This window comes from Desulfospira joergensenii DSM 10085, from assembly GCF_000420085.1.
Classification (GTDB): Bacteria; Desulfobacterota; Desulfobacteria; order Desulfobacterales; family Desulfobacteraceae; genus Desulfospira; species Desulfospira joergensenii.
On sequence record NZ_ATUG01000003.1, the window covers coordinates 516537 to 540650 of the forward strand.

17 protein-coding genes are annotated in these 24114 nt (G+C 48.2%); 13 read left to right on the forward strand and 4 right to left on the reverse strand.

Annotated features, from left to right (window positions below; genetic code table 11):
- Position 1 precedes the first annotated feature (1 nt).
- Positions 2 to 1084, forward strand: a complete 1083-nt coding sequence (dprA, locus tag F608_RS0126530) for a DNA-processing protein DprA (protein ID WP_244154344.1) — start codon at positions 2 to 4, stop codon at positions 1082 to 1084.
- A gap of 2 nt (positions 1085 to 1086) precedes the next feature.
- Positions 1087 to 3372, forward strand: coding sequence for a type I DNA topoisomerase (topA, locus tag F608_RS0126535; protein ID WP_022668783.1), 2286 nt, complete (start codon positions 1087 to 1089; stop codon positions 3370 to 3372).
- Between the two features lie 75 nt (positions 3373 to 3447).
- On the opposite strand, the gene efp is transcribed toward topA, so the two are convergent.
- Complete coding sequence (gene efp, locus F608_RS0126540) at positions 3448 to 4011, reverse strand: elongation factor P (protein ID WP_022668784.1); 564 nt, start codon at positions 4009 to 4011, stop codon at positions 3448 to 3450.
- Positions 4012 to 4182: 171 nt separating this feature from the next.
- Here efp and guaA point away from each other — a divergent pair, with 171 nt between their 5' ends.
- From guaA to F608_RS35395, 3 genes are read left to right on the forward strand one after another with little or no spacing between them, the layout of a single operon-like run.
- A complete protein-coding gene (gene guaA / locus F608_RS0126545) occupies positions 4183 to 5712 on the forward strand; it encodes a glutamine-hydrolyzing GMP synthase (protein ID WP_027363155.1) in 1530 nt (509 codons plus the stop codon).
- Positions 5713 to 5771: 59 nt separating this feature from the next.
- Positions 5772 to 6722 (forward strand): hypothetical protein, encoded by a 951-nt coding sequence (locus F608_RS33515; protein ID WP_022668786.1) that lies wholly within the window; start codon positions 5772 to 5774, stop codon positions 6720 to 6722.
- An 11-nt stretch (positions 6723 to 6733) separates the two neighbouring features.
- Positions 6734 to 8362, forward strand: a complete 1629-nt coding sequence (locus tag F608_RS35395) for a SidJ-related pseudokinase (RefSeq protein ID WP_022668787.1) — start codon at positions 6734 to 6736, stop codon at positions 8360 to 8362.
- Positions 8363 to 8415: 53 nt separating this feature from the next.
- Here the strand turns inward: F608_RS35395 and F608_RS0126560 are convergent, their stop codons facing one another.
- On the reverse strand, positions 8416 to 9531 hold the full coding sequence (locus F608_RS0126560) for a lytic transglycosylase domain-containing protein (RefSeq protein ID WP_022668788.1): 1116 nt from the start codon (positions 9529 to 9531) through the stop codon (positions 8416 to 8418).
- Between the two features lie 226 nt (positions 9532 to 9757).
- On the opposite strand from F608_RS0126560, the gene F608_RS0126570 reads away from it, so the two are divergent.
- From F608_RS0126570 to F608_RS0126610, 8 genes are all read left to right on the forward strand, one after another.
- On the forward strand, positions 9758 to 10543 hold the full coding sequence (locus F608_RS0126570) for an inositol monophosphatase family protein (protein WP_022668790.1): 786 nt from the start codon (positions 9758 to 9760) through the stop codon (positions 10541 to 10543).
- Between the two features lie 9 nt (positions 10544 to 10552).
- Complete coding sequence (locus F608_RS0126575) at positions 10553 to 10807, forward strand: hypothetical protein (protein WP_022668791.1); 255 nt, start codon at positions 10553 to 10555, stop codon at positions 10805 to 10807.
- A complete protein-coding gene (gene ylqF, locus F608_RS0126580) occupies positions 10804 to 11673 on the forward strand; it encodes a ribosome biogenesis GTPase YlqF (RefSeq protein WP_022668792.1) in 870 nt (289 codons plus the stop codon). The genes F608_RS0126575 and ylqF overlap by 4 nt, the downstream gene beginning before the upstream one ends.
- Positions 11648 to 13717 carry a carboxy terminal-processing peptidase gene (locus tag F608_RS0126585; protein ID WP_022668793.1) on the forward strand — a complete coding sequence of 690 codons (2070 nt, stop codon included), beginning with the start codon at positions 11648 to 11650 and terminating at the stop codon, positions 13715 to 13717. The genes ylqF and F608_RS0126585 overlap by 26 nt, the downstream gene beginning before the upstream one ends.
- 9 nt (positions 13718 to 13726) lie before the next feature.
- Complete coding sequence (locus F608_RS0126590; RefSeq protein ID WP_084681290.1) at positions 13727 to 16996, forward strand: DUF3971 domain-containing protein; 3270 nt, start codon at positions 13727 to 13729, stop codon at positions 16994 to 16996.
- A 1-nt stretch (position 16997) separates the two neighbouring features.
- The gene (locus F608_RS0126595; RefSeq protein WP_022668795.1) at positions 16998 to 17774 is read left to right on the forward strand and encodes an acyl-[acyl-carrier-protein] thioesterase; all 777 of its coding nucleotides are present in this window, start codon (positions 16998 to 17000) and stop codon (positions 17772 to 17774) included.
- Complete coding sequence (locus tag F608_RS33525) at positions 17761 to 18237, forward strand: regulatory protein RecX (protein WP_022668796.1); 477 nt, start codon at positions 17761 to 17763, stop codon at positions 18235 to 18237. The genes F608_RS0126595 and F608_RS33525 overlap by 14 nt, the downstream gene beginning before the upstream one ends.
- Positions 18238 to 18633: 396 nt before the next feature.
- A complete protein-coding gene (locus F608_RS0126610; protein WP_022668798.1) occupies positions 18634 to 19050 on the forward strand; it encodes a PilZ domain-containing protein in 417 nt (138 codons plus the stop codon).
- A 91-nt stretch (positions 19051 to 19141) separates the two neighbouring features.
- Here F608_RS0126610 and F608_RS0126615 read toward each other — a convergent pair whose 3' ends face one another.
- Positions 19142 to 22042, reverse strand: a complete 2901-nt coding sequence (locus F608_RS0126615) for a M16 family metallopeptidase (protein WP_022668799.1) — start codon at positions 22040 to 22042, stop codon at positions 19142 to 19144.
- Between the two features lie 107 nt (positions 22043 to 22149).
- Positions 22150 to 24042, reverse strand: coding sequence for a peptidylprolyl isomerase (locus F608_RS0126620; protein ID WP_022668800.1), 1893 nt, complete (start codon positions 24040 to 24042; stop codon positions 22150 to 22152).
- Positions 24043 to 24114 lie beyond the last annotated feature (72 nt).

Here is a 24114-nt window from a genome sequence, read left to right on the forward strand (position 1 = left end):
ATTGAGAGAAATTCCCTTCCTGGGAAACCGGGCCTGCAAGAAACTGATCCTGGAATTCAATACCCCTGAAAATATCTTATCCGCCCCTGAAACAGAACTGCGCCGGGTTAAAGGAATTTCCAAAAAAATCATTGAAGGCATTAAAAATCAATCCAGATATAAAAAAGCTGCCCTAAGAGAGCTTAAGGCCGTTGCAGAGAACTGCGTTAAAATTGCGACTCTGGATCAGAAATCCTACCCACCTCTTCTTAAACTCATACCTGACCCACCTCCGGTGATCACCTATCTCGGCCGTTTTGAAGATTCAAACTCCCGTCCATGTCTCTCCATCGTGGGATCGAGAAATGCCACTTCCTACGGGATGAACACCTCCCGTCATCTTTCCGGTCAACTTGTTCGGGCCGGATTTACCATTGTCAGCGGAATGGCCCGGGGTATCGATTCAGCCGCCCACCAGGGAGCCCTGGCCGGCCAGGGAAAAACCATTGCCGTTCTGGGTTCGGGACTGAAAAAAATTTATCCCCGGGAGAATCAAGTTTTATTCTCAAAAATATGTGAAAACGGAGCCGTTATATCAGAGTTCAAACTTGACACCGAGCCTTTGGGGCGTAATTTTCCTGTAAGAAACCGGATCATTGCCGGACTTTCCCTGGGAACCATCGTAGTGGAGGCGGAAAAAAGAAGCGGATCGCTGATTACGGCCCGGCTGGCCGGAGAGTTTAACCGCGAAGTATTTGCCGTTCCCGGTTCCATCCGGTCCAGGAGGAGCGAGGGAACCCATGCCCTGCTGAAACAGGGCGCCAAGCTGGTGGAAAATGAAATGGACATCCTGGACGAACTCCACCAATTTGTCCATGTTCAGAGCCCGGAGACGCCGGTTAAGGCAAAAAAAAACAAACCAAGAATGGACAAAGTGGAATGCATCATATATAAGATGCTCGACCCTTATCCCAGACATATTGACCGGATCGTAGAGACCAGCCGGCTGGAAAGCGGAAAGGTTCTGGCGGCCCTGCTGGACCTTGAGTTAAAAGGTCTTGTCCTGCGGCACCCCGGCAATTATTATTCGATTTCGGAGGAGTAAAATTGGCAAAACCCCTTATCATTGTTGAGTCCCCAACCAAAATCAAGACCCTGAAAAAATATGTTGGAAAAAACTATAATGTGGCAGCCAGCGCCGGCCATATCCGGGATCTTCCCGTTAAGAACCTGGGAATTGAGGTGGAGGACAATTTTAAAGCCAAATATGTCAATATCCGGGACAAATCAAAGGTCATCGCCAATCTGAAACAGAACGCAAAAGATACGGACGAAATCTTTCTTGCCCCTGACCCGGACCGGGAAGGGGAAGCCATTGCCTTTCATATCATGGATATCCTCAAGAAAAAGGACCGGAAATTTCATCGGGTGCTCATCCATGAACTCACCCAGAAAGGGATCACCGATGCCCTGGAACATCCCATGGAGCCGGACAGGGCCAAGTACGATGCCCAGCAGGCCCGGCGGAAACTGGACCGTCTTGTGGGATATCAGATCTCCCCCTTGCTCTGGCAGAAGGTTCAGCGGGGTTTGAGCGCCGGAAGGGTCCAATCCGTTGCCGTTAAGATCATCTGTGACCGGGAAAGGGAAATCCGGGCCTTTATCCCCCAGGAGTACTGGACCATTACTGCGGATCTCATGGCAGGCTCTCCTCCTCTCTTCAATGCCTCCCTGGTACGGATAGACGGAAAAAAAATAGATAACAAAAAAAATAAAATAGAAAACCAGGCCCAGGCCGACCAGATCACCGATGATCTGTCCAAGGCCCAATTTATTGTCGATGAAATTCGAAATAAAACGGTAAAAAGAAATCCTCTGCCTCCGTTTATCACCAGTAAGCTCCAGCAGGATGCCATTAACCGTCTCAGATTCTCGGCCCGGAAAACCATGGTAGTTGCCCAGCAGCTATACGAGGGGATTGAGATCGGAAGCGGCGGTCCGGAAGGTCTGATTACCTATATGCGTACGGATTCCACCCGCATCGCTCCCGAAGCGGCCCAGGAGGCCGGGGAGTATATCACAGGGGAATTCGGCAAGGAATACGGTCTGGGGAAACCCCGTTTTTTCAAAAATAAAAACAAGGCTCAGGATGCCCACGAGGCCATCCGCCCCACCTCGGTATACAATACTCCTGATAAAATCAAGGCCCATCTCTCACCCGATCAGTTCAAACTCTATGACCTGATATGGAAACGGTTTGTGGCCTCCCAGATGGCCCAGGCCCTGATCGACCAGAAATCGATTCTCATAAAGGCAGGAGAGAAATACGGCTTCTCGGTCTCCGGCTCCACCGTTCAGTTTCCCGGCTTTATGAAATTGTATAAAGTTCCGGACACCACCGGGGACAAAGATATTCAGAACCTTCCCCGGGTGGATGAGGGAGAAAAACTCACCTGTGAAAAAATTGATCCGCTCCAGCATTTTACAAAGCCCCTGCCCAGGTTTACCGAGGCATCCCTGGTCAAGGAACTGGAAAAAAACGGCATCGGCCGTCCCTCCACCTATGCATCCATTCTCACCGTGATCCGGGATAAGGGGTATGTGGACCTGGTGAACCGGTCCTTTATTCCCAGCGAGCTTGGATTTATCGTCAATGACCTGCTGGTGGCCTCATTTCCCGAACTTCTGGATATCTCCTTCACGGCCCAGATGGAGACCAATCTGGATGATGTTGAAAGCGGAAACCTTAACGAGGTGGATCTTTTAACCCGGTTTTACGACGGCTTCAGCCAGACCCTGGAGAATGCCCGGGAAAACATGGTCAGCGTCAAGGGAGTCGGGCTTGAGACCGGCCTGAAATGCCCGACATGCGGCCAGCCCCTGAACATTAAAATCGGGCGTAACGGCCATTTCCTGGCCTGTACTGCCTATCCGGATTGTTCTTTTACCTCAAACTATGACCGGGATGAAAAAGGGGAAATCGCCATTGTGGAAAAGCAGGTGGACGATACCCCGGTCAAGGACTGCCCTGAATGCGGAAAGCCCATGGTGGCCAAAGAGGGCCGGTTCGGTATTTTTCTTGCCTGTACAGGATACCCGGACTGCAAGCATACGGAATCGGTTAATCAGGAAAATTCCAAGAAAGATACCGGGGTCAAATGTCCTGAATCCGGGTGTACAGGAACTGTCCTGGAAAAAAAATCCAAGCGGGGTAAGATCTTTTACGGATGTTCAAAATATCCGGACTGTACCTTTGCGTCCTGGGACAAACCCGTGGAAAAGGCATGCCCGGACTGTGGCGGTAAATTCCTTGTGGAAAAGGAAACCAAGCGGGACGGGAAATTTTTAAAGTGCCCGGACCGGGCCTGCGGATATAAAGAACATCTAGATTGATGATCTTAGATTTTTGATTTGAGCCGTATATTCATACCCAAATCAAAAATCTAAGTTCCAAAATCAAAAACCGGGTTATTCATTAGCCCTTTCAACATACTCCTTGGTCCGGGTATCGATCTTGACCAATTGCCCTTCTTCGATAAAAGGCGGGACCTGGATCTCAAAACCGGTTTCAAGGGTGGCCGGTTTGGTGGAACCCGTTGCCGTATCCCCCTTGGCCCATGGATCGGCTTGGGTGACCTCCAGGTTGATGAAATTGGGAAGGGTGACCCCAATGGGATTTCCATTGTGCAGCAGGACCGTACAAACGGTGTTTTCCTTTAAAAGATCAATGACATCCCCCAGCTGTTCCTGGGTCAGAAAGATCTGTTCGTAATTGGAAGAATTCATAAAGCAGAAGGTATCCCTGTCCGAATACAGGTACTCCATTTCCTGCTCTTCCAGGTCTGCCTTGGGGAATTTATCTCCTGACCGGTAGGTCCGTTCAAACTGGGCTCCGGTAATCATGTTTTTAAGCCTGCACTTGTAAAGGGACTGGCCCTTGCCCGGCTTTTTAAATTCAAACCCGACAATGATGTGGGGATCCCCGTCTATCTCAAATTTCAGGCCTTTTCTCAGGTCACTGGCTAGGTACATCCGACGCTCCTAAACTATGGTATTTAATTTGTGTGATTCTTTGGGCCCAGTAAAGCATAATCAGTGCGGATTGGCAAGGTCAGGCCAAAAACAGCTTGCTTTTTTAGGCCATTTATAGGAAATATTATGATTTAGTAAAATTTGAATCAAAACCAGAATGGAAGCCAAAATATGATCATTGTCATTGATTTCGGGTCACAGTTCAATCAGCTCATTGCAAGAAGGGTCAGGGAAAACAACGTTTATTGTCAGGTGGAGCCCGCCGACATTTCCATTGATAAAATCCGGGAAATCAACCCCAAAGGCATCATCCTTTCCGGTGGCCCCTCAAGTATTTATGAAGAAAACAGCCCTTCCATTGATACGGAACTCTTTGACCTGGGCATTCCTGTCCTGGGGATCTGCTACGGCATGCACTATATGGTCCATGCCCTGGGAGGCGTTATCAAAAGGGCTGAGAAAAGAGAATACGGATTTGCCAACTTAGAGGTCAAGGACGCCCTGCCCCTTTTCAAAGACATGGATAATCTTTTCCAATGCTGGATGAGCCATGGAGATTCAGCCAAGGAACTGCCTCCGGGCTTTGAGGTGACGGCATCCACGGAGAATACGCCCATTGCCGCCATAGCCGACCATGACAGAAAATTTTACGGTCTTCAGCTTCACCCGGAAGTGGAGCATTCCGTCAACGGCTCCCTGATGATCCGCCACTTCCTGTTTGACGTCTGCCGATGCGAACAGAACTGGACCATGAAGTCATTCTCCGAAGGTGCCATTGCCCAGATCAAGGATGCTGTGGGGGACCAGAAGGTGATCATGGGTCTTTCCGGCGGGGTGGATTCCTCCGTGGCCGCCACCCTGATCCACAAGGCTGTGGGGAAAAACCTTTTCTGCATATTTGTGGATAACGGCCTGCTCAGACTCAATGAAAAGGAACAGCTGGAAAAAAGTCTTACCAGCAACCTGGATATGAACATCAAGTTTGTAGATGCCAGGAAAAAATTCCTGGATGCTTTAAAAGGAGTCACAGATCCTGAAACCAAACGGAAAATCATCGGGAACCTTTTCATCGAAGTATTTGAGGCGGAAGCCGGCAAGATCCAAGGGGCCAGTTTTCTGGGACAGGGAACCCTCTATCCCGACATTATCGAATCCAAGTCCGCCTTTGGCGGGCCTACCTCCATCATCAAATCCCACCACAACGTGGGCGGCCTCCCGGAAAAAATGAAACTCAAACTCATTGAGCCTCTTCAACTTCTGTTCAAGGACGAGGTCAGAAAACTGGGGCTAGAGCTGGGAATCAGCGAAGATCTGGTATGGAGGCAGCCCTTTCCCGGACCCGGTCTGGCCATCCGGATCATGGGGGATATCACCGAGGAGCGGCTTAATGTATTAAGGACCGCCGATGACATTCTCCTTCAGGAGATCAAGGCCGCCGGGCTTTACAGAAAACTCTGGCAGTCGTTTGCCGTGCTTCTCCCGGTAAAAAGTGTGGGAGTCATGGGAGACAAGAGAACCTTTGCCAACTGCGTCGCCATCCGGGCCGTAACCAGCTCCGATGCCATGACCGCCGACTGGGCCAAGCTTCCCCATGACCTTCTGGGAAAAATTTCAAACCGGATCATCAATGAGGCGGAAAAAATCAACCGGGTGGTGTTTGACATCACCTCCAAACCCCCCGGAACCATTGAGTGGGAATAAATTGGAAGCAGTGGTTAAAACCCTTAATTGCATCAATCGTCAGAAAATAGGAAATTCCCATGAGTCTGAAAGACTTCAGAAGTGACGACCTGGATCTTCCCGAAGAAGAGACCGACATCCCTTCTTCCGATTACCACCAGGAAATCAATACCTTAAAAATAGATAAATTGTCCAACCGTGTGACCATTATCTCCATCATCATTCCCGTACTGATCATTGCCATTCTGGTTTTTGCCTATATGGACATGAAAGAACAGGTCCTGGAGACGGATGAAATCAAAAAGAACCAGATGGACCTGGTCTCCCGCCAGTTGGAAGAAAAGGTGAATGCCCTGGATATCCGGATTGCCAAAAACAGGTTTGACTTTGATCAGCAGGTCCCGGAACTGACCCAGAAAGGACAGACTCTGGCAAATCAGGTGGCAAAAATGGAAACCACAAAGGCGGATGACAAAAACATGAAGCAAGGAATGGACAAGCTTCAAACCTCCATTTCCGGCGTCACCAATCGTCTGAAAAAGACCGAGTCCCTTCTGGCCAAACTCGACAAACGGATCCAAAACAATGCCGCCCAGAACAAATCCGCCCTTGAAACCATGGAGAGAATCAACACCCAGCTCCAGGATGCCATCGGTGAAAACAATGTGAACTTTAAAAAGGCTGTGGGCCAGGTAAAAGAGGAGATCCAGCTTTTTAAAGAGGAATTTGACGCCCGTCTTCTTGAGCTGGCCGCCTATGACCAGGAGATTGCCCTTTTGAGAAAAGACCTGAGTCTTCTGGACAAAAAGATAAAGGAGATGGAATCATCTGCGGTTTCCACACAGGAACTGAACCGCCGCCTGACATCTTTTCAATCCTCTGTGGAAAAAATGATTCAAAATATAGACTCTAAAAATCCGGTAACCAGTTCCGATAAAGCCGCAAAAGAATCCCAGGCCATCAAGCCCAAACTCACCATTGACACGGATCCGTCGACCAAGGGTATTTCAGAAGAAACCCTGACCCAGTAGGCCGGAAATTCATGGATTCTCCGGCAGGTTCAAGAGAGAACAAAGGACATCCACCCCCAGTAACGGGCTCTCTCACCCGCATCCATACCGAAGCCCAGCTCCTGGGTCAGAAGCTGGGCTTTTCCGGGGCCTTTCTGGCAGTTCAATACCTGAACACCCAGATTGAATCCTTTCCGGAAACGCTGACCCGTCAAACCTTTCAAGCCCTTGTCTTCACAGCTGAATCCAGGCAATTTGAAACCAGAAAACAAGCCTTTTTTCTATACCGGGATATTTTTTTGGCCATGGTCAAGATGGCAGTCCAGCCAGGGATTGAGTTTTCAGAAGGGATCATTCCCAAACTCCAGAAAATTCTTATATCCAGCAAAGGGAGGAAAAAAAGGGCTGCCGCCCAGGCCCTGGGAAGCCTGCCCATCCGCTTGAACCCTCCTGGACCGATAATCATACACCCTTTAGTGTCATACCCAATATCATTTCAAGCTCTTATTGATGAGTTCAGCAGGCAATCCGGTCATAGGGCAGATCTGCTTTCAGGTGTATGGCAGGGGCGCAGTCTTGTTTTTAACCTTGCCCCGGAACGAAAAGGAGTTGTCAAATTTGCCAACTCCTGTGACAATATCCCTGAGCTGGCACAGGAAGCATCCTGGATGACCGAACTTGCCAGGATCCGCTCCGGTTTCGGGTGTAAGTTCCGCCTGCCCTCTCCGATCCAGGTCCGGGGAAAAAGCCTTTTTATCCTTGATTCCATTCCTGAACATATCAAGCCCCAAAAACATCTGCATGAAAATTTGAGGGCCATTGCCTACTTTGTGCACAGGGACTACTTTGATTATCCCAACCATCTGGGGTTGAGTGAAAAACAAGACTCCATCAAGGAGATTTTTTGCAGAAATGCCATGCTCTTGGGATCTTTGACCTCCATGGGCATTGTCCATACCGCCCTGATCCCCCTCTTCCATAACCGGGTCCAGCAGAACCGGCGTCAGGACCAGGGAATATACCTGTGGGAGCACGGCGGCAGGCTGGATCAATGGCTGGAATCCTGCCGCTACCCCAATTTTGCCCGATCCGGAATCCGGGATTTCGAGCACTTGAGTTTATTGGAAAACACAAGGGATCTGGCCCATTATATCGGGGAGCATCTCTTAAGCTTTATCCTGGTCATGGGAAGTTTTTTTAGAAACAGAACCACGGAGAAAAAGGCAAAAGAAAGACAGGAAGATCCGAGGGACACAAGGTCTTGTTTTGATCCGGATCTGTTCTCAGATTTGATTCAGGGAGTGGCTGAAGCCTATTACAGGTCCGTCGCCGGGAAAAAGCCCGGTAGTATCCTGCCTGTTAAAAAACTGGTTTGCTCCTTGATAGAACGGATGGGAATGGACGAACACATGGAAGAGAGACTCAGGATTGCGGATCAGGAGCGCATGAGCGACAAGGAGTTTGTTTTTTTCCTGGAAAGCCGGGGGGTTGAGAAACCGGAAGTCTTCATACGGGCTGAAGAAGAGATCACCCTTGTTACCGGTCCCCATCTGGGCGGATTCAACCAGGGCATATCCGTGCCGGAGCTGATTGAATTCTTATTCACCTTTTCTGCCATGTGCGTGTCAGACCGCTATCTGAGTGAACATAGCCTATCATGACTGCAAAGGCTTATTTTACAGACCATTTGCCTCCGGTAACCGAGTGAACCCGGTCAATATCTGACCTTTAACCGATCCCCAGGATGAATCACCTTTTTCAGGGTCAGATTGTTGAGCCGGAGCAGGGAGGCAATGGAAACGTTGTATTGTTTGGCAATGCCGGTCAGGCTCTCACCGGGTTTGACCACATGGAATCGCAGATGCTGACCGGCCTTCCAGGATTTATGGAGATCGGTAAACTTCTCCTTAAATCCCTTTTCCCGGCCCTGGGGCACCAGAACAACACTCTTTCCGGGACCCAGGGAATAACCCCGGATTTCCGGATTCATATCTTTAATGATTTTAAAGGAGACATCAGCCGCCCCGGCAATCAGAGTCAGAGGAATCTCTTTATTGGAACTGAATTCCAGTTTTGAAAAGCTGAAAACAGGATAGAGGTCCGAGTGTTTCAGATGGAATCCGTAGGTCTCCGGGTTTTCCAGGATCAGTTTGGCTGCCAGGATTTTAAATATATATCTTTGGGTTTCAAGGGAGAGATAGAGTGAAAAATAATCCCGGGTGTCCTGGGATTCTATTTCGGCCTTTAACCCATGTTCTCCCATGTTGTAGGCGGAAAGAGCGAGAAGATAGGAACCGAATTCTAAATTGAGTTTTTTAATGTATTGGCAGGCAGCACGGGTGGATTCAAAGATATTCCTGCGCTGGTCGATTCTGGAGTTGATTGTAAGACCGTATTTTCTGCCTGTATGCTTTAAAAACTGCCAGAATCCGACGGCGCCGGCAGGTGAACTGGCATGGGGCCGAAGTGCGCTCTCGATAACAGGCACATATCTTAAATCCAGGGGAAGATTCTCCTTGGCCAGAATGGCATCGATATGGGGAAAGTACCGGGCCCCTCTTTTGATCCACAGAATCACCTGGGGCCGGTTCCACAATGCCAGGAGCATCTCTTTTTCAAGCCTCTGTTTTACCTCATGGTTTTCAAGGGGAATCTTTACTCCGCAGAATCGGAGTTCATCCTGGAATCGGATACTCTGGATGAGAGAAGGGATCTGCTCCAGAACCTGGGAGGGGCTTTCCGGTTCCTCGCAAATTCCCCTGACCGGGCCCATCACCAGGATGAACAGGGAAAGCCAGGGCACTGCCCGGGAGAAAAATTTATTGGCCATGGAAAATCGTCCCTAACATAATTTTGGTATTGAACAATGTCGGATCATTTTCAACCAATCATTGCAAAAAAGAATTTGAAAGTCAATTTACCGCCTAGGCACAGGATTGGGATAAAAAAATAAAATCACAAAAACAAAATCCTTTCTGGTGTGTCTTTGCCTTTTAAAATCTCCCATGGTATATCCTTGGCCAGTGCATAAAATTTAATCATTTTCAGGTATAAAATTGGACTCATTTTTAAAGGATCTGCTCAGGGAAGCCGGCCGGATTTGCATTCAGGAACAGGGAAGACTCAACCGGAACGATATTGAATTTAAAAGTCAAAAGGATATCGTCACGGTTACCGATAAAAAGGTGGAGGATCTGATCATTAAAAGGATCAGGCACCGCCATCCCAGCCACGATATCCTAGGCGAAGAAACCGGCAGATCACCGGCCTCCGTTTCAAAAAATTCTGAAAAATACCTGTGGATCATTGACCCCATTGACGGTACCACCTCTTTTTTTCACGGTCAGCCCTTTTATTCCATAAGCATTGCCCTTAACAGGGGGGATGAAACCCTTCTGGGAGGGGTCTATGCACCGGTACTTGACCAGATGTTTTTCGCCAAAAAGGACGGGGGGGCATTTTTAAACGACGAATCCATCCGGGTTTCTTCATGCGAATGCCTTGTAGAATCGGTGATGGCCACGGGGTTTGCCTGCCTCAGGGCCGGACTGAAAAAAAACAACCTTGTTTATTTTAACCGGATCGTTCCCTTGCTGAGGGATATCCGCCGGTTCGGATCTGCCGCCCTTGACCTCTGTTATGTGGCCTGCGGCAAAATTGACGGATTCTGGGAAATGGAACTCAATCTCTATGATATCGCCGCAGGAGCCCTGATCGCCCGGGAAGCCGGCGCCGTGGTCTCAGATTTTTCAGGTGGAAATCATTTTCCAGACCAGGGAATTGTTGCCGCCAACCCATTTTTGTCCGGATTATTAATTGACCAGCTCAATTCCAGGCATTAGTGTAAGTCTATGATCTATGTCTTCACTTTTATTTTTATCCTGAGCCTGGCCGCAGGCTGGACCCTTGCCCGTTTCATGGAATTGTCCGCCTCCGGAACCCTTGCCTGCCTGGCCGGAGCTGGGTTTGCCGGTTCCAGCATCATTGCCCTTGTCTTTGTTTTTCTTTATTTTTTTCACAAGGAAACAGACAAGGAGAAAATTGAGAGGCTCCAGGAAGAAATCAAGGCCATGAAAAAAAGGCCCGTGAAGAGGATTGAATCATGACCATCCAATGGTTTCCCGGCCACATGCTGGAGACAAAGAAATTGTTAAAAGCCTCTGTTTCCAAGGTGGACGCGGTTCTTGAGGTCCTGGATGCAAGGCTTCCCCAGGGCAGTGCCAACCCCCTTGTCAATAGTCTGTGCCGGGACCGGGCGTGGATTAAAGTTCTGAACAAGAGCGATCTTGCGGATCCAGAAATTACGGCCCTGTGGCTGGACTACTTTAATACCCGTTCAAACACCCGGGCCCTGGCCGTCTGCGGATCCCAAAAAAAAGATACTGCCAAGGCACTGAACACCTGTGTCAGTCAAATCAAACGGAACAAGGCCCGGAAGATAAAGGTCATGGTGGTCGGGATCCCCAATACGGGTAAATCCACCATCCTGAATACCCTGGCCGGTAAGAAAATCGCCAAAACAGGGAATGTACCGGCCGTGACCCGTCACCAGCAGCGGACAAGCCTGAAAAACAATATTGACATTTACGATACCCCGGGTATTCTCTGGCCGGTGATTGAACCCAGGGAAAGGGCCTTATCCCTGGCTGCCAGCGGAGCCATCGCAGACACAGCCCTGGACCATTACGAGGTCGCCCTGTTTGCGGCTGATTTTCTGATGGCCCATTATCCAGACCGGCTGCTTGAAAGATATTCTTTTTTGACCAAAATTCCCGATGAGGCCGGGGATCTGGTTGAAGCTATCGGCGCGTCCAGCGGCTGCCTGAAAAAAGGGGGAATCGTGAATATCCAAAAGGCCTCCCAGCTATTGATACAGGACCTTCGATCCGGTAAGATAGGAAGAATAAGCTTTGAAACACCTGATTTAGATGAAATGGAAAATGAAAATGAGATTAAATCATATACACCTTGACTCTGTTTTCGGAATTCGGTTCCGGTTCGTTTCCTGTCTTTTTTTGTCCCTGATCCTGCTTTGGACAGGACTGGTCAAGGCAGAGGGGCTTTTACCCCAAAAAACCCAGGAAAACCAGTGCATCCGGATCGTCAATGCCCTTGAAAAAAATCACTATCTCAATAAAAGACTGGACAACCAGATGTCTTCCCAGATCTTTGATTTATATATCAAAAGACTGGATCCTTCCCGCTCCCTTTTGACCCGGTCGGATTTAAACAGATTGAACCGGTTCCGGTACAGCCTGGACAATGATCTTGTCCAGGGAAATCTGGACCTGGCCTTTGAAATCTTCAACCTATACCAGTCCAGGGCTGTTAAGCGGCTGGAAACCATCCTGGGTCTTGCCAAGACCTGGGAAAAAAGCATCCCGGTGGATTCAAATAGGGAAATCATCATTGACAACGAGAATCGTCCTTTCCAGGAGAACCTGGAAGATTTAAAAAGGATTTGGAAAGATGACCTGATCAATCATATCATCACCCTGAAACTGGATGGAAAAGAGAACAAAGAGATCAGCGAAACCCTTGAAAAAATATATTCTTCCAGGTTGACAAGACTCTCCCAGACCAATTCCAATGATGTGTTTCAATTGTTCATGAACAGCGTAACGGCAAGTTTTGATCCCCATACCCAATATTTTCCGCCCCGGGCCTCCGAAGATTTTGATATTCACATGAGTCTTTCCCTGGAGGGGATCGGTGCTGTTCTTCAAAATGAATACGAATACACCAAGGTGGTCCGCCTGATTCCCAAGGGGCCTGCCGACGAATCCAACCTTTTGATGCCCGGCGATAAAATTATCGGTGTGGGACAGGGAAAAGACGGCGAGATCAAGGATACCATTGGGCAACGGATTGACAAGGTGGTTCAGCAGATCCGAGGGCCCAAAAACACCTATGTCCGGCTCAAGATCATCCCGGCTAAAAAAGCCGATTCCACGGCCACCATCTCCATTAAAAGGGACAGGGTTAAACTGGAGGATCAGTCTGCCAAAAAAGAGGTGGTCTCCCTGGAAAAAGACAACAAGACCTATAAGATCGGGATCATTGAAATTCCCAATTTTTATATTGATTTTGCCGCCTATCACCGGGGGGATAAAAATTATAAAAGTACAACTTTCGATGTAAAAAAGCTTTTATTTGAACTCAAAGAAGAAAAAATCAACGGACTCATCATCGACCTGAGGGACAACGGGGGCGGTTCCCTGAAAGAGGCAAACGATTTGACCGGACTCTTCCTTAAAACCGGCCCCACGGTCCAGATCAAGACCAAGCATAGAATTACAAGGCTCTACGACGAGGACAGGTCTATAGAATACACGGGCCCCCTTATCGTTTTGATTAACCGGATGAGTGCCTCGGCTTCCGAGATCTTTGCCGGGGCCATAAAAGATTATCACCGGGGAATCATCGTGGGCACCCGGAGTTTCGGCAAAGGGACAGTTCAGGAACTCAAAACCATTGGGGATGGGAAACTGAAACTGACCAGTGCCAAATTTTACCGGGTATCCGGTGAAAGCACCCAGAACAAAGGCATTGAGCCGGATATCCATTATCCCCGGATTTATAAAATTGAAAACATTGGAGAGAGCAGCCTGGACGGCGCCCTGCCCTGGGATACCATTCTCCGGACCCGGTACAAGGCCTATCCTTCCTTAAAGCCGTTATTCACCACCCTTGAAGAACGGTATCAAGATAGATCCAGCCATGCACCGGGCATGATCTATCTTAAAAAGCGGATTGAGATGACCACCCGTTTGAGCAGCCAGAACCGTCTTTCGTTAAATATAAAACAGAGGGAAGAGAAGCGGGCCAGGGATGAGGCAGGCGAACTTGAGATCGAAAATGAGTATTTGACCGCCATGGGAGAAAAACCCCTGGATTCCCTTGACGACATTGATCCTAAAATTAAAGAATACAAAGACATCATCATGAATCAAACCCATCTCGTGATGGCGGATTTTATATCCCTTGCCCAGGACAAGGGATACAGCTGGCAATGATCCAAACCCATGCTGAAATTGGGGAATAGGACAAAAAGGAGCCTGCTGTACGGGGCCGCATCTATTATCGCTTTGATGCTGCTCTTTCCCTTTGTCACAGAACTGTGCCTCAACTCCGCCCCGTTTAAGCGGGAAATTGCGGACCGTGCCCACCAAAAGACCGGAATCCAAATTGATCCGGATAAAATTAAGTTCCAGATAAAGATCGCCCGTTTATTGCCAATGCTCAGCATCGGTATAAAGGATACCCCCTTTTTTCTAAACGACGGGCTTTCCATTCAAGTCAAAGCTGCCTATGTTGAACTGGACACCCTAGGTCTTATCCGGGGCAAAATTATTCCCCGTGGAATTCGGGTGGACACCCCAAAGCTGCAATTTATATCCCGGCCCCCACAGGAAGCCAAACCGGACAAAAAGCAAATTGCCGAACCTTCCTGGTTCGAGGATATTGATTTGAGCGAAAAAGAGATTCAGCGACTTTTCGCTTTTCTGCCTGACGACTCGGATGAAATTGAGCTTGCCCTGAGTAATCTCAAATCCGAGTATTTCAAATCAGTGAACGGAATATTTTCAGTATCCCGATCTGCACAGACCCTGACCCTGGATTTGAATGGCCAGGTGGCAAAAATTCCAGAATCGAGGATTCTGGAGATTCCCGTTCTCAATTCCATGCACATTCAATCCATGGGTTTTGAAACCATCCGGCTTTCCTGTGCGCTGTCGGCTTCCAACGGGATCTCCGGGAACGTAAAACTGGGGAATTTTTCCATGGAGTCGGATCAACTTTCCGGGAAGAGGATTCTGGTGGAACAGGCCATGGCGGATTTTCATATTTCAAACAAGTCCTGGTCTTTCCAACTCAAGCCTTTTGCCCTGGCCTATCCGCAAGGAAGGGCCGGAATGACATTCTCCCATGACCCGGTTTCGGGAAAATCCAGCATCGCCTTCACGGGCTCTGAAATTCAGATCAAAGAGGCAAGGCAGGTCTGCCTTGCCCTTGGAAGGGACAGTCGTTTCATTACCCGGTTGTTCGATATTCTCAGGAACGGAAAAGTAGAAGAGATCGGAATTTCATTTAAGAATGACACTCTCCAGGATCTGTTTGACGCCCATTCCATGGTGCTCAAAGGATCGGTTCAGCAGGGATCGGTTAAAATCCCGGAAACCTCTCTCCTTGTCCATGGGATTCAGGGGCGCGCCTTTATTCAGAAGGGTCTGCTTCAGATCAGTTCCCAATCCGGGAGCATTTACGGATCTAAGATTGAAAAGGGCTGGCTGGAACTCGATCTGCTCAACCATGATGATGTCCCCTTCAAAGGAGAATTCAACCTTCATGCCGATCTCTCAGGGGTGCCGGCAACCCTGATATCAATTATGCCCGGAACCCGGCTTGCAGAAGAATTGAAAAAGATCGACAAAATCGAAGGTGAGGCTGAGGTGAGGCTGATTCTTAATATGGAAACCGGAGATTCTGATCCAAGGGTAAGGGTATTTGCCCAAAACATCGCCGCCAAGGGAAGATATAAACGGATCCCCCTGCCCCTGGAGATCAACCAGGGAAAGTTTACCTATACTTCAGAAAGAATTACCCTGGATGAACTGTCCGGAAAAATCAATGACAATCCCATAGAGGATCTATCCGCCATGATAGAGACATCAGACAGGTTTCAATTCAGCCTCCAGTCCGCCCGGGCCAGTCTTAAAACCGGAGATTTCATGGACTGGATTCAATCAACCCCCTGGATCATGGAACGAATCGAGCCGGTTAAAAATCTGTCAGGTCTAGTAAATATAGAAAACCTGAATATCACAGGACCTTTCTTTCATCCCGAGGAATGGACCTTCCTGGCAAAAGGATTTTCCAGGGGCATGGATCTGGGATTTTCCTCTCCCAGGGCCATCCGTAACCTGAGTGGTGAATTCTCCTTCACGGACAAGGAGGTTCATGTCAGCGCCCTTCGGGCCAAGGTCCATGATCTGGGATGGCTGTCCGGGAGCATAGACTCCCGGAAGCTGGACAGCATTCGAACTCCCCTGGATGCCGTTCTGAAAAATATAGACCTGAAGTCCGGAGAGAACCGGATCTCCGGCACCATTCTTTTTCCTTCCGGGGCCGGTCTCGATTTTGTTCTTTCCGGGAAAAGCCTGGAACTTCTGAAACCTCAAACCCTTGTGTTAAGGGATGGGGAACTGACCCGTGCCGAGATAGGCTTTTCCTATGATCCGGTCAGTCCTCTGTTCGATTTCAAGGGGTTTGTCAATACCCGGACCTTTGACAATATCCTTCAAAAAGATTCTTTTCTTTACAAGACCGTCCACGCCTTTACAGGCGGCAACCCGATCCGGATATACACGGATAAAGTTTCAACCCTTCACCTGGATATCGGCCACCTTAATCTGGATCCCCTGATTCAAAAGAACGGTCCCCGGAAGAACAAATCGGAAAGGCAGCCTCTGATCTTCCCAAAAACAGCTCAAATCAAAGCAGAAAGTCTGGGATATAAGAACCTTAACTTTACGAATCTGAAGGCAGATGTTTCTTCCGGTAAAAAGGGGAAGAGCATCCAGATTCTGAACCTGGATTTATGTGACCTGGAGTCCTCAGGGACCGCCTCCCTTACCGGTACACCGGACCAGACCCTGGTGGAAATGGATGTAAAGATCCGCTCCGGTGAAAGAGAAAATATTCTTCCCATGCTTTCCTGCATTTTCAAGGACACCCGCCTTATTGAAGGACCCTATTCTTTTTCCTGCGATCTCAACGGAAAAGGACCTTTGGATAATTTTACAAAAACCCTGACCGGCAAACTCAGTTTTCAGTCCCAAAACGGCAGAATCTATAAGGCGACACTCTTGTCCAGGATTTTATCCGTCATTAACATCTTAAGCCTGCCGGATCTTGAACAGGAAGGATTTGCTTATGATTCCTTTGATGTCCAGGGAAAAATCAAAGATGGGGTGATCCATCTGGAAAAGGCAGTGATCGACGGAGAAAACATGGCCATGACCTTTACAGGATGGATCTCTCCCTTTGAAAACAAAATGGATCTGACCTGCCTTGTGGCCCCTTTTAAGACCATTGACACCATAATAAAGTATATCCCCGTGATCAATACGGCCCTCCAGGGCAGACTGGTCTCTTTCCCGGCAAAGGTCCAGGGCCCGCTGAACGATCCGGTGGTAACCCCGCTTCATCCTTCAGCCGTTGGCGAAGGACTGATCAATATGATGGGAGACATTCTCAAGACCCCCATAAGATTATTGAAAGGGACCCCCTGACATGGAATCTGACACGGACCTTATCCACGTTCGAGAAATCGAACTGCCCTACTCCGCCATCAGCGCGACGGGGCAGATCAAGATCGACAGCCTGCTGAACCTGTTCCAGGATGCGGCCTCCACCCATAGTCGAGAATTGGGTATTTCCGGATTTGACCTGGCTCCCAAGGGGCTGAAATGGGTGGTATCCAGGTATCAAATCCGGATTATACAGGGCCTGCCCCTGTCTGACCCCTTCTTGTTAAAAACCTGGCGCCGGCCCTGGAAAAATCTATATGAGTTACGCTATTTTTCCGTTTTTGATTTAACAGGAAAAGAGCTCGTTTCCGCACTCGGGATATGGATCTTGCTTAAAGCCAAAACCTCAAAACCGGTCCGGCTGACACCCCATTTGCCCGCCGAGTTGATGTCAGTTCCGGCGGATACCCCGGATCTGTGGGAAAATGACCATGATCTGGACACATATGACTATCAGACCCGGTTTAAAATCAGATACCATGATCTGGATTTAAACCAGCACGTCAATAATTCCGTGTACGTAAAATGGGCCATGGAAGCCCTTCCGGCTCCGGATATCTTTGATTTTTCCCCCTGCCGTCTGGTCATCTCATTTGTAAAAGAATCCTTTTATCCGGACATGATCATTTCCAAAATAAAAATCAACTCCAGGGAAAAGGAACTGACCAGTTTTCATTCCATTACCCATGCCCGGGACAACTCCAGGCTTGCCAACCTGACTGTCCATTGGGAAAAAAGGCCTTCCCATGGCCCTTTTTGAAACTTTGGATCCCGGTGTATCTAAAGCGCTGAACAAGGCTGTTCATTATCTTTCCATCCGTCCCAGGACCAGCCTGGAAGTGAAAACTTTTCTTTTGAAAAAAGGATTTAACGACAAATGCATCCAGTCTGTCCTAGGAATATTAGAACAGGACCGGTATCTGGATGACAGGGCATTTGCCAAATTATTTATATCCAGCCGCATCAGAAACAATCCTAAATCCAAATTTGCCCTGGGCCTTGAGCTGAAAAACAAGGGAATTTCTCCTGTCCTTTTCGATGAATTCCTTGAAGAACTGGATGACCATGAACTGGCCTTATCCGCAGTCAGCCGGAAATTGGAAACCTGGACCAGGACCCTTGATCAAGAAGCCGTGAAGACAAAAATTTTTAATTATCTGTCCTACCGGGGATTCACCTATGAGGTCATTCATGGAATCTGGCAAGGCACCATGGGGGAATGAATAAAACTACGGGCTGTCGAAATTTTGACAAACCAGGTATGGAATTCTGGCGAAATTGATGATATGGGAACAAAAGGAATTTGTTCCGGAAAATTTCCTAGGAAGTTTACGAAACTTCCCAGGAATATAAGTAAAAAATGTTATTTATTGGGCAAAAAAATACCTATTTTTATAACTTTATTTTCCTGCTTCCCGGTGGAATATTCTGAAACAGGAAACAATTTTTCACGGATTTTACTGAACTATAAAAATGACGGGTTTTCCTAACCAATTGAAATAAAAAATAAAAGATTTTGACTCTAGAAACAGGAATGGTTAATATATTGGTGGTAATTGAGATGGCATAATATGTGCATTATTCATTGAAGATTTAACCAGTCAAAAAGGATATTTTCCATGGTTGGCAGAAAGCGAACTATTGAAAGAAGGAAACATAAGAGGTATAAAGCAGTGGAAGGTGCCTACGCTGCCATAAGCCCGAACTCCCACAAGCTCGGACAGATCATCGATATCAGCATGGGAGGGCTTTCCTTCAAATATATTGATACCAAAAACGGGGATGAAGACGGTGAGATCCAGCCGGAAAAAACCGTTTTTCTCAGCAGCATGGGTTACTATGTGGGTGACCTTCCTTTTAATGTCGTTTCAGACTACGAGGTTACCAATGTGCCCTCTTTCAGCTCAATGAAGGTCAGGAAGCGGCATATTCAATTCACGGATTTAAGCTTTAAACAGCTTTTTGATCTTGACTATTACCTCAGGAACAACGTGTCCGAGCAGGTTGAAAAGCTTCCGGATCAGTATAAATCCTGAGCCCTTCTCAATGGACCCGATTGATTAGCCAGCAGATACAGGGGCAATCAATTTCTTGTCCTATCCCCCAAATTTTTAGAATCTAATTTGTCTATTCTCCAGATCCGGCGTCTGCTGAATCATTTTTTTCGGGCCCGATAAGAATCCTGGCAGCATCCTTAATATTCAAAAATCTTTTGGCCAGAGAGCTCAATTCATCCGCACTGATAGATCCGTAATCGCTGATGATCTGACGGGCCCATTCAAAACGCTCGGGATGGGAAAGGGAATCTGCCATGACTGAATTGAGCCAGTATGAATTGGTTTCCCTTAGATCTTTGAGGTGAATCATTACCGGCTTTTTGACCAGATCAAGCTCCCTGGAATCTACCCCTGTTTCATTGAGTTGACGGGCGATCTTTTTGACAACGGCCAGGATCCGATCCGATGAGGCAGGGTCCACCGCCGCAACAACGTGCATGACCCCGTACCCTTTGTGAATCATGGAAGGATGGTTATATACATAGGGAGAATAAGAGGCGCCCAAGTCTTCCCTTACCTTTTTCCGGAGGCGTTCGGAAAACACCCGGGCAAGCATGGATAATCTGCGGGTCTGACGGATATTCCAGAAATCATCCGTGGGGAAAGCGATCCGGACCATCCCTTTTTCAATTCTGGTTTCCAGAGCGATGTTAAGTTCTTTTCCTTTTGGAAAAACAATGGACCGGTTTTTTACAAAAGACACCTGCCTGCGCTCACCAAGAGAACCCAGACAGGCAGCGGCCTGGTCAATGACAAGATCCATATCGAAATCACCGACAACGGACAATTCAACGGGGGAAGACTGGATATAAGGCAGAAGCCAGTCCCGGACATCCTCCATGGTCAATTGGTCGATCTTGTCAGGAGGATCCAGGCCGAATCCGGTATCATTGCCGGCCAGGAACCGGCTTCCTTTTATGCGCATGATGCCGTCAGGAGTGTTTTTCAGATTATTGTACATCTGCCGGTAAAGGGTTTTGGCAAGGTCAAGGCCCTGGGGTCTGAAGCCCGGGTCCTTTAAAAAGGTATAGAGCAACTGAAACACCAGTTCTGACTCTTTGGGATCGGCCGATCCGGTCAAACTAAAGTACTCATCCTCAATCCCGAACTCAAAATCAGCGTTCCGTCCTGCCAAGGCTTCCTCCAGCTGATCCATGTCCATGGCCCCGAATCCGCTCTGCTGAACCGTGGTTTGACCGATCCAGTCGAGCCCGGGCTTGGCAGCCGGTTGGGACCGGCGTCCCGGACCGAAAACAAGCTTGAAGAGTATCCTGTTCTTTTGAAACCCGGTTTGCTTCAGATTGATCCGGACATTGTTCCGGAGATCAATAGTGGTGATGCCCAAGCCTTTGACATCATCCTTTCTTTTGACGATCTGAAAGTTGCTGGAATCTGTATCCTGGGACCCAACGGAGTCCGGGCCGGGGATTTCAAGGTAGGGAAAAGACTTGGATTCGGATTTTTCAAAGGGAGAAACCGGTTCCAGGGTAGCGTCAACATAAGTCTGGGAAATGATCTCTTCCGGTTTTACATCTCCTGAAGGATTTATTTTCAGATTTCCCGAGACCAGAACCAGTCTGTGATCCTGAACCCAGGCATTTTTGAAGGATTGGTTGACCTGATCCAGGCTCAGAGATTCAAGGAATGGCTCAAGAAGGTTCAATTTCTGGGATGGGGACAAAAAGAGTTTTTTGTTGTTGATCGCTTCAAGAATCGCCCTGGAAAGATCCTCGGTTTTCCGGGTATCTTCCTGGAGCACACGGGCCTTAAGAAAAGAAATATAGTCTGCTTTAACCCGGTCCAGTTCCCTCTGGCTGAATCCGAAATCACAGGCCTGTCTGAGCATTTTTTCCAATTGATGAAGGCTGGTTTTCCAGTTTTCCGGTCTACAGCTGGCATTGAGGGCAGTAATGGTAACATTGTGTAGAAACTGGCCTGAATAGGCCGAGGCCGAAGAAAAAGCCGCAGTCTGCTCCCGTATCAATCTGGAGAGTCTATTCTGAATGATCTGGTCCGCCACGGTCAGCACCAGTTGCTCTTTCATATTTTCAAGGGTCTGGGGAGCAAACTTGGCACGGGTTATCCGCTCGATGGTTACTTCGGTCTCTCCGGCTTCAGGCTCGTGATAGTAAAAGGCCTTGATTCCCTGGTGGGGTTTCCAGGAAATCCGGGGAGTTTTCTGTACCGGTTCCCCGGTCCTGGGTCTGAGTTTGGAAAATCTTGCCGATATCAGGGAAACCATCTCTTTGATATCAAAATCCCCAACTGCAACAAGAACCATGTTATCCGGTCTGTACCACCTGTCGTAGAAATTTTTCAGTAATTTCCTGTCTGCCCCTTTAATAACCGAATCAACTCCGATGGGATGACGCCGGTTAAAGATGGCCCCGGGCAGTTCAAAAGCAAGTTCATGCTTGAATCTTTGATAGGAAACAGAGTCTCGTTCCCTTTTTTCGGCCAGGATGATTCCTCTTTCCCGTTCTATCTCCTCTTCAAGCAGAAGTGCCCCCCGGGCATAATCCTGGAGGACCAGGAGGCCGTCGTCCAGATAGGCCTTATCCCCTTTGGGCAGGTTTAGATCATATACGGTCTTGAAATAAGAGGTGCTGGCGTTGGCATCCCCTCCGAAATCCATGCCGATGGACTGGAAGTATTCCACAAGATCCCCGGGTTTGAAGTGTTCCGAACCGTTGAAAAGCATGTGTTCCAGATAATGGGCCAGGCCCTGCTCCTGGTCTGACTCATGAACCGAGCCTGCAAAGACGTTCAGGTGAAGGCTCACCCGGTCTTTGGGGGTCTGATTTGCCATGAGCACATATTGGAACCCGTTCCCAAGAACCCCTTGAACCAGTGCAGGATCGCTCTTTGTCCCGGATGATGGGTCTGAAAAACTGAGAGGGTGTTTCGGGCCGCAACCGCCCAGCACAAATCCCGTTAACAGAATCAGTATGGCAAGTGATTTGAATTTCATAATCAATAGATCTTAATTCTGTATAATATCCAGGAATCGGGGCCCGGTCTGAAGGTTTGGTTGGCAAACCATTCCTGAGATCCTAAAACAAGTATCCCTTCTGGAGCTTAGTTTAAAAAAGTCTCGTCAATCTCAATTTCATTCCTGGTTTTCAGATCATCAATCCAGGCCTGAAAGTATTGCCCCTGCTTCATCCATGCCAGTTGATCCCGGGTCTCTTTGAGATGGCCGGCCATGTCTTCGCTTGAGGGTTTCTGCTTTTCCTTAAATCCGATGACGGCGAATCCTTTGGAAGTTTCCAACACCTCTGGATGAATCGGTTTATCTTTCCCCAGGCCAAAGGCAATCTTTGTCAATTCCTGGGAATTTCCGATTTCCTGGATCTGTTCATTTCTTTTAAACAAAGGGGTGGATTCAAGTTTTACGTTATTCTCTTTGGCCACCTGTTCGAGGGTGGAGGCGGTTTTTGCCTTTTCCACAAGTGCCTCTGCGGCTGCTTTGGCAGCTTCATTCTGGAGCTTGGACTTTAGCTCGAGTTCGATCCGGCTCTTTACTTCTTCAAAAGAGAGAAGTTCCGGCTCTATTTTCTCAGTCACACGGATAATATAGTAGTCATCGCCCATTTGCTGAACATCACTGATTTCATTGAGAGGAAGCTCAAAAGCCGCCTTTGCAAACTCTGCTCTTCTAACCAAATCGAGCCCCTGGCCGGATTGGGTAAAAGCCTTGGTTTCCATTATTTTTTTCTTTGCAATCAGGGCCACCTGTTCCAGGTCATCCCCGTCAACTACGGAGTCAAATGCCTCGCCGGCCTGATAATAGGCCATATTGGTCATTTCCTGATTGGCAAGCTCTTTTCTGATTTCTTCAGATGCCTCTGCCAGGGTTTTCACGGTGGCGTCAAAATGAGCCTCCACCTTAATCAGATGCCAGCCGAATTGAGTCCTGACCGGCTGGCTGATCTCACCGGCCTTCAGGGAAAAGGCTGCATCTTCAAAGGGCTTGACCATGCTCCCCCTTGCAAAGGACCCAAGATACCCGCCGCTGGTTTTTGAAGGGCCTTCGGAAAATGTTTTGGCCAGTTTGCTGAAATCTTCCCCGTTTTCAGCCTTACTCCGGATCTCTTCCGCTCTGACCCTGGCAGATTCCACTGCCTTCTCATCTGCGTTTTCCGCGACTTTAATCAGAATATGCCGGGTCTCAACCTTTTCCGGGATCTTAAACCGGTCCGGATTTTGATTGTAGAATTCCTGGATCTGATTTTCAGACACCTCAACCTCGCCCTGGTGATCCTCGGGGGAAAATTTGATATAGACCGCCTTTAATTTGGGTTCAGATTGATAAAGATGCGGGTTCCCCGTGTATTGGTTTCTGATCTCCTCTTCCGTGGGCTGAACTTCAGTAAAAGATTCCGGCCGGGTCAGAATATAGTCCACCGCTACCTGGGTGTTCTGAAAAACATACCATTCCTTGGCTTCCACATCCGATACTGTGATACTGCTCAGGACAAGATCCCTGACCTTCTGCTGCATCAAGGAATTCCGCTGAAGGATCTCGAAGCTTTCAGGAGTCATGGAGTTCATGCCCAGGACTTTCTGGTACAGGGCGATATCAAAGGACCCGTTTCTTTGGAAGGCTTTAACGGACAAAAGGGAATCCTGAAGCTCCTGATCCGTTACCCGGACCTTTAATTTTTCAGCTTCAGCGGCGATGAGCTTTTCTTGAATCAGGTTATCCAGGGCCTGCTGCTTGACGTTTAAGGCATCCAAAAGTTCCTGGTTCAGGTTATCGCCGAAACGCTGCCTCATCTGCTCAACCGTATTTCTGTACGCGCTCTGAAACTCCTTGATACTTATGGGCTCATCATTGATGGTGGCAACCGTATCATTTCTGTTAGATTTCATGGAACCGATACCCAGGAACACGAACACGATCACAATGATCCCAAGAAAAAACTTTATAATCCAGTTGCCTGTATTTTCACGCAGATAACGCAGCATCACTCTCTCCTTACCTCTCCAGAAATAAACTTAAGTACGGGTTTTAAAAAAACAAACCATACTATATCTTCA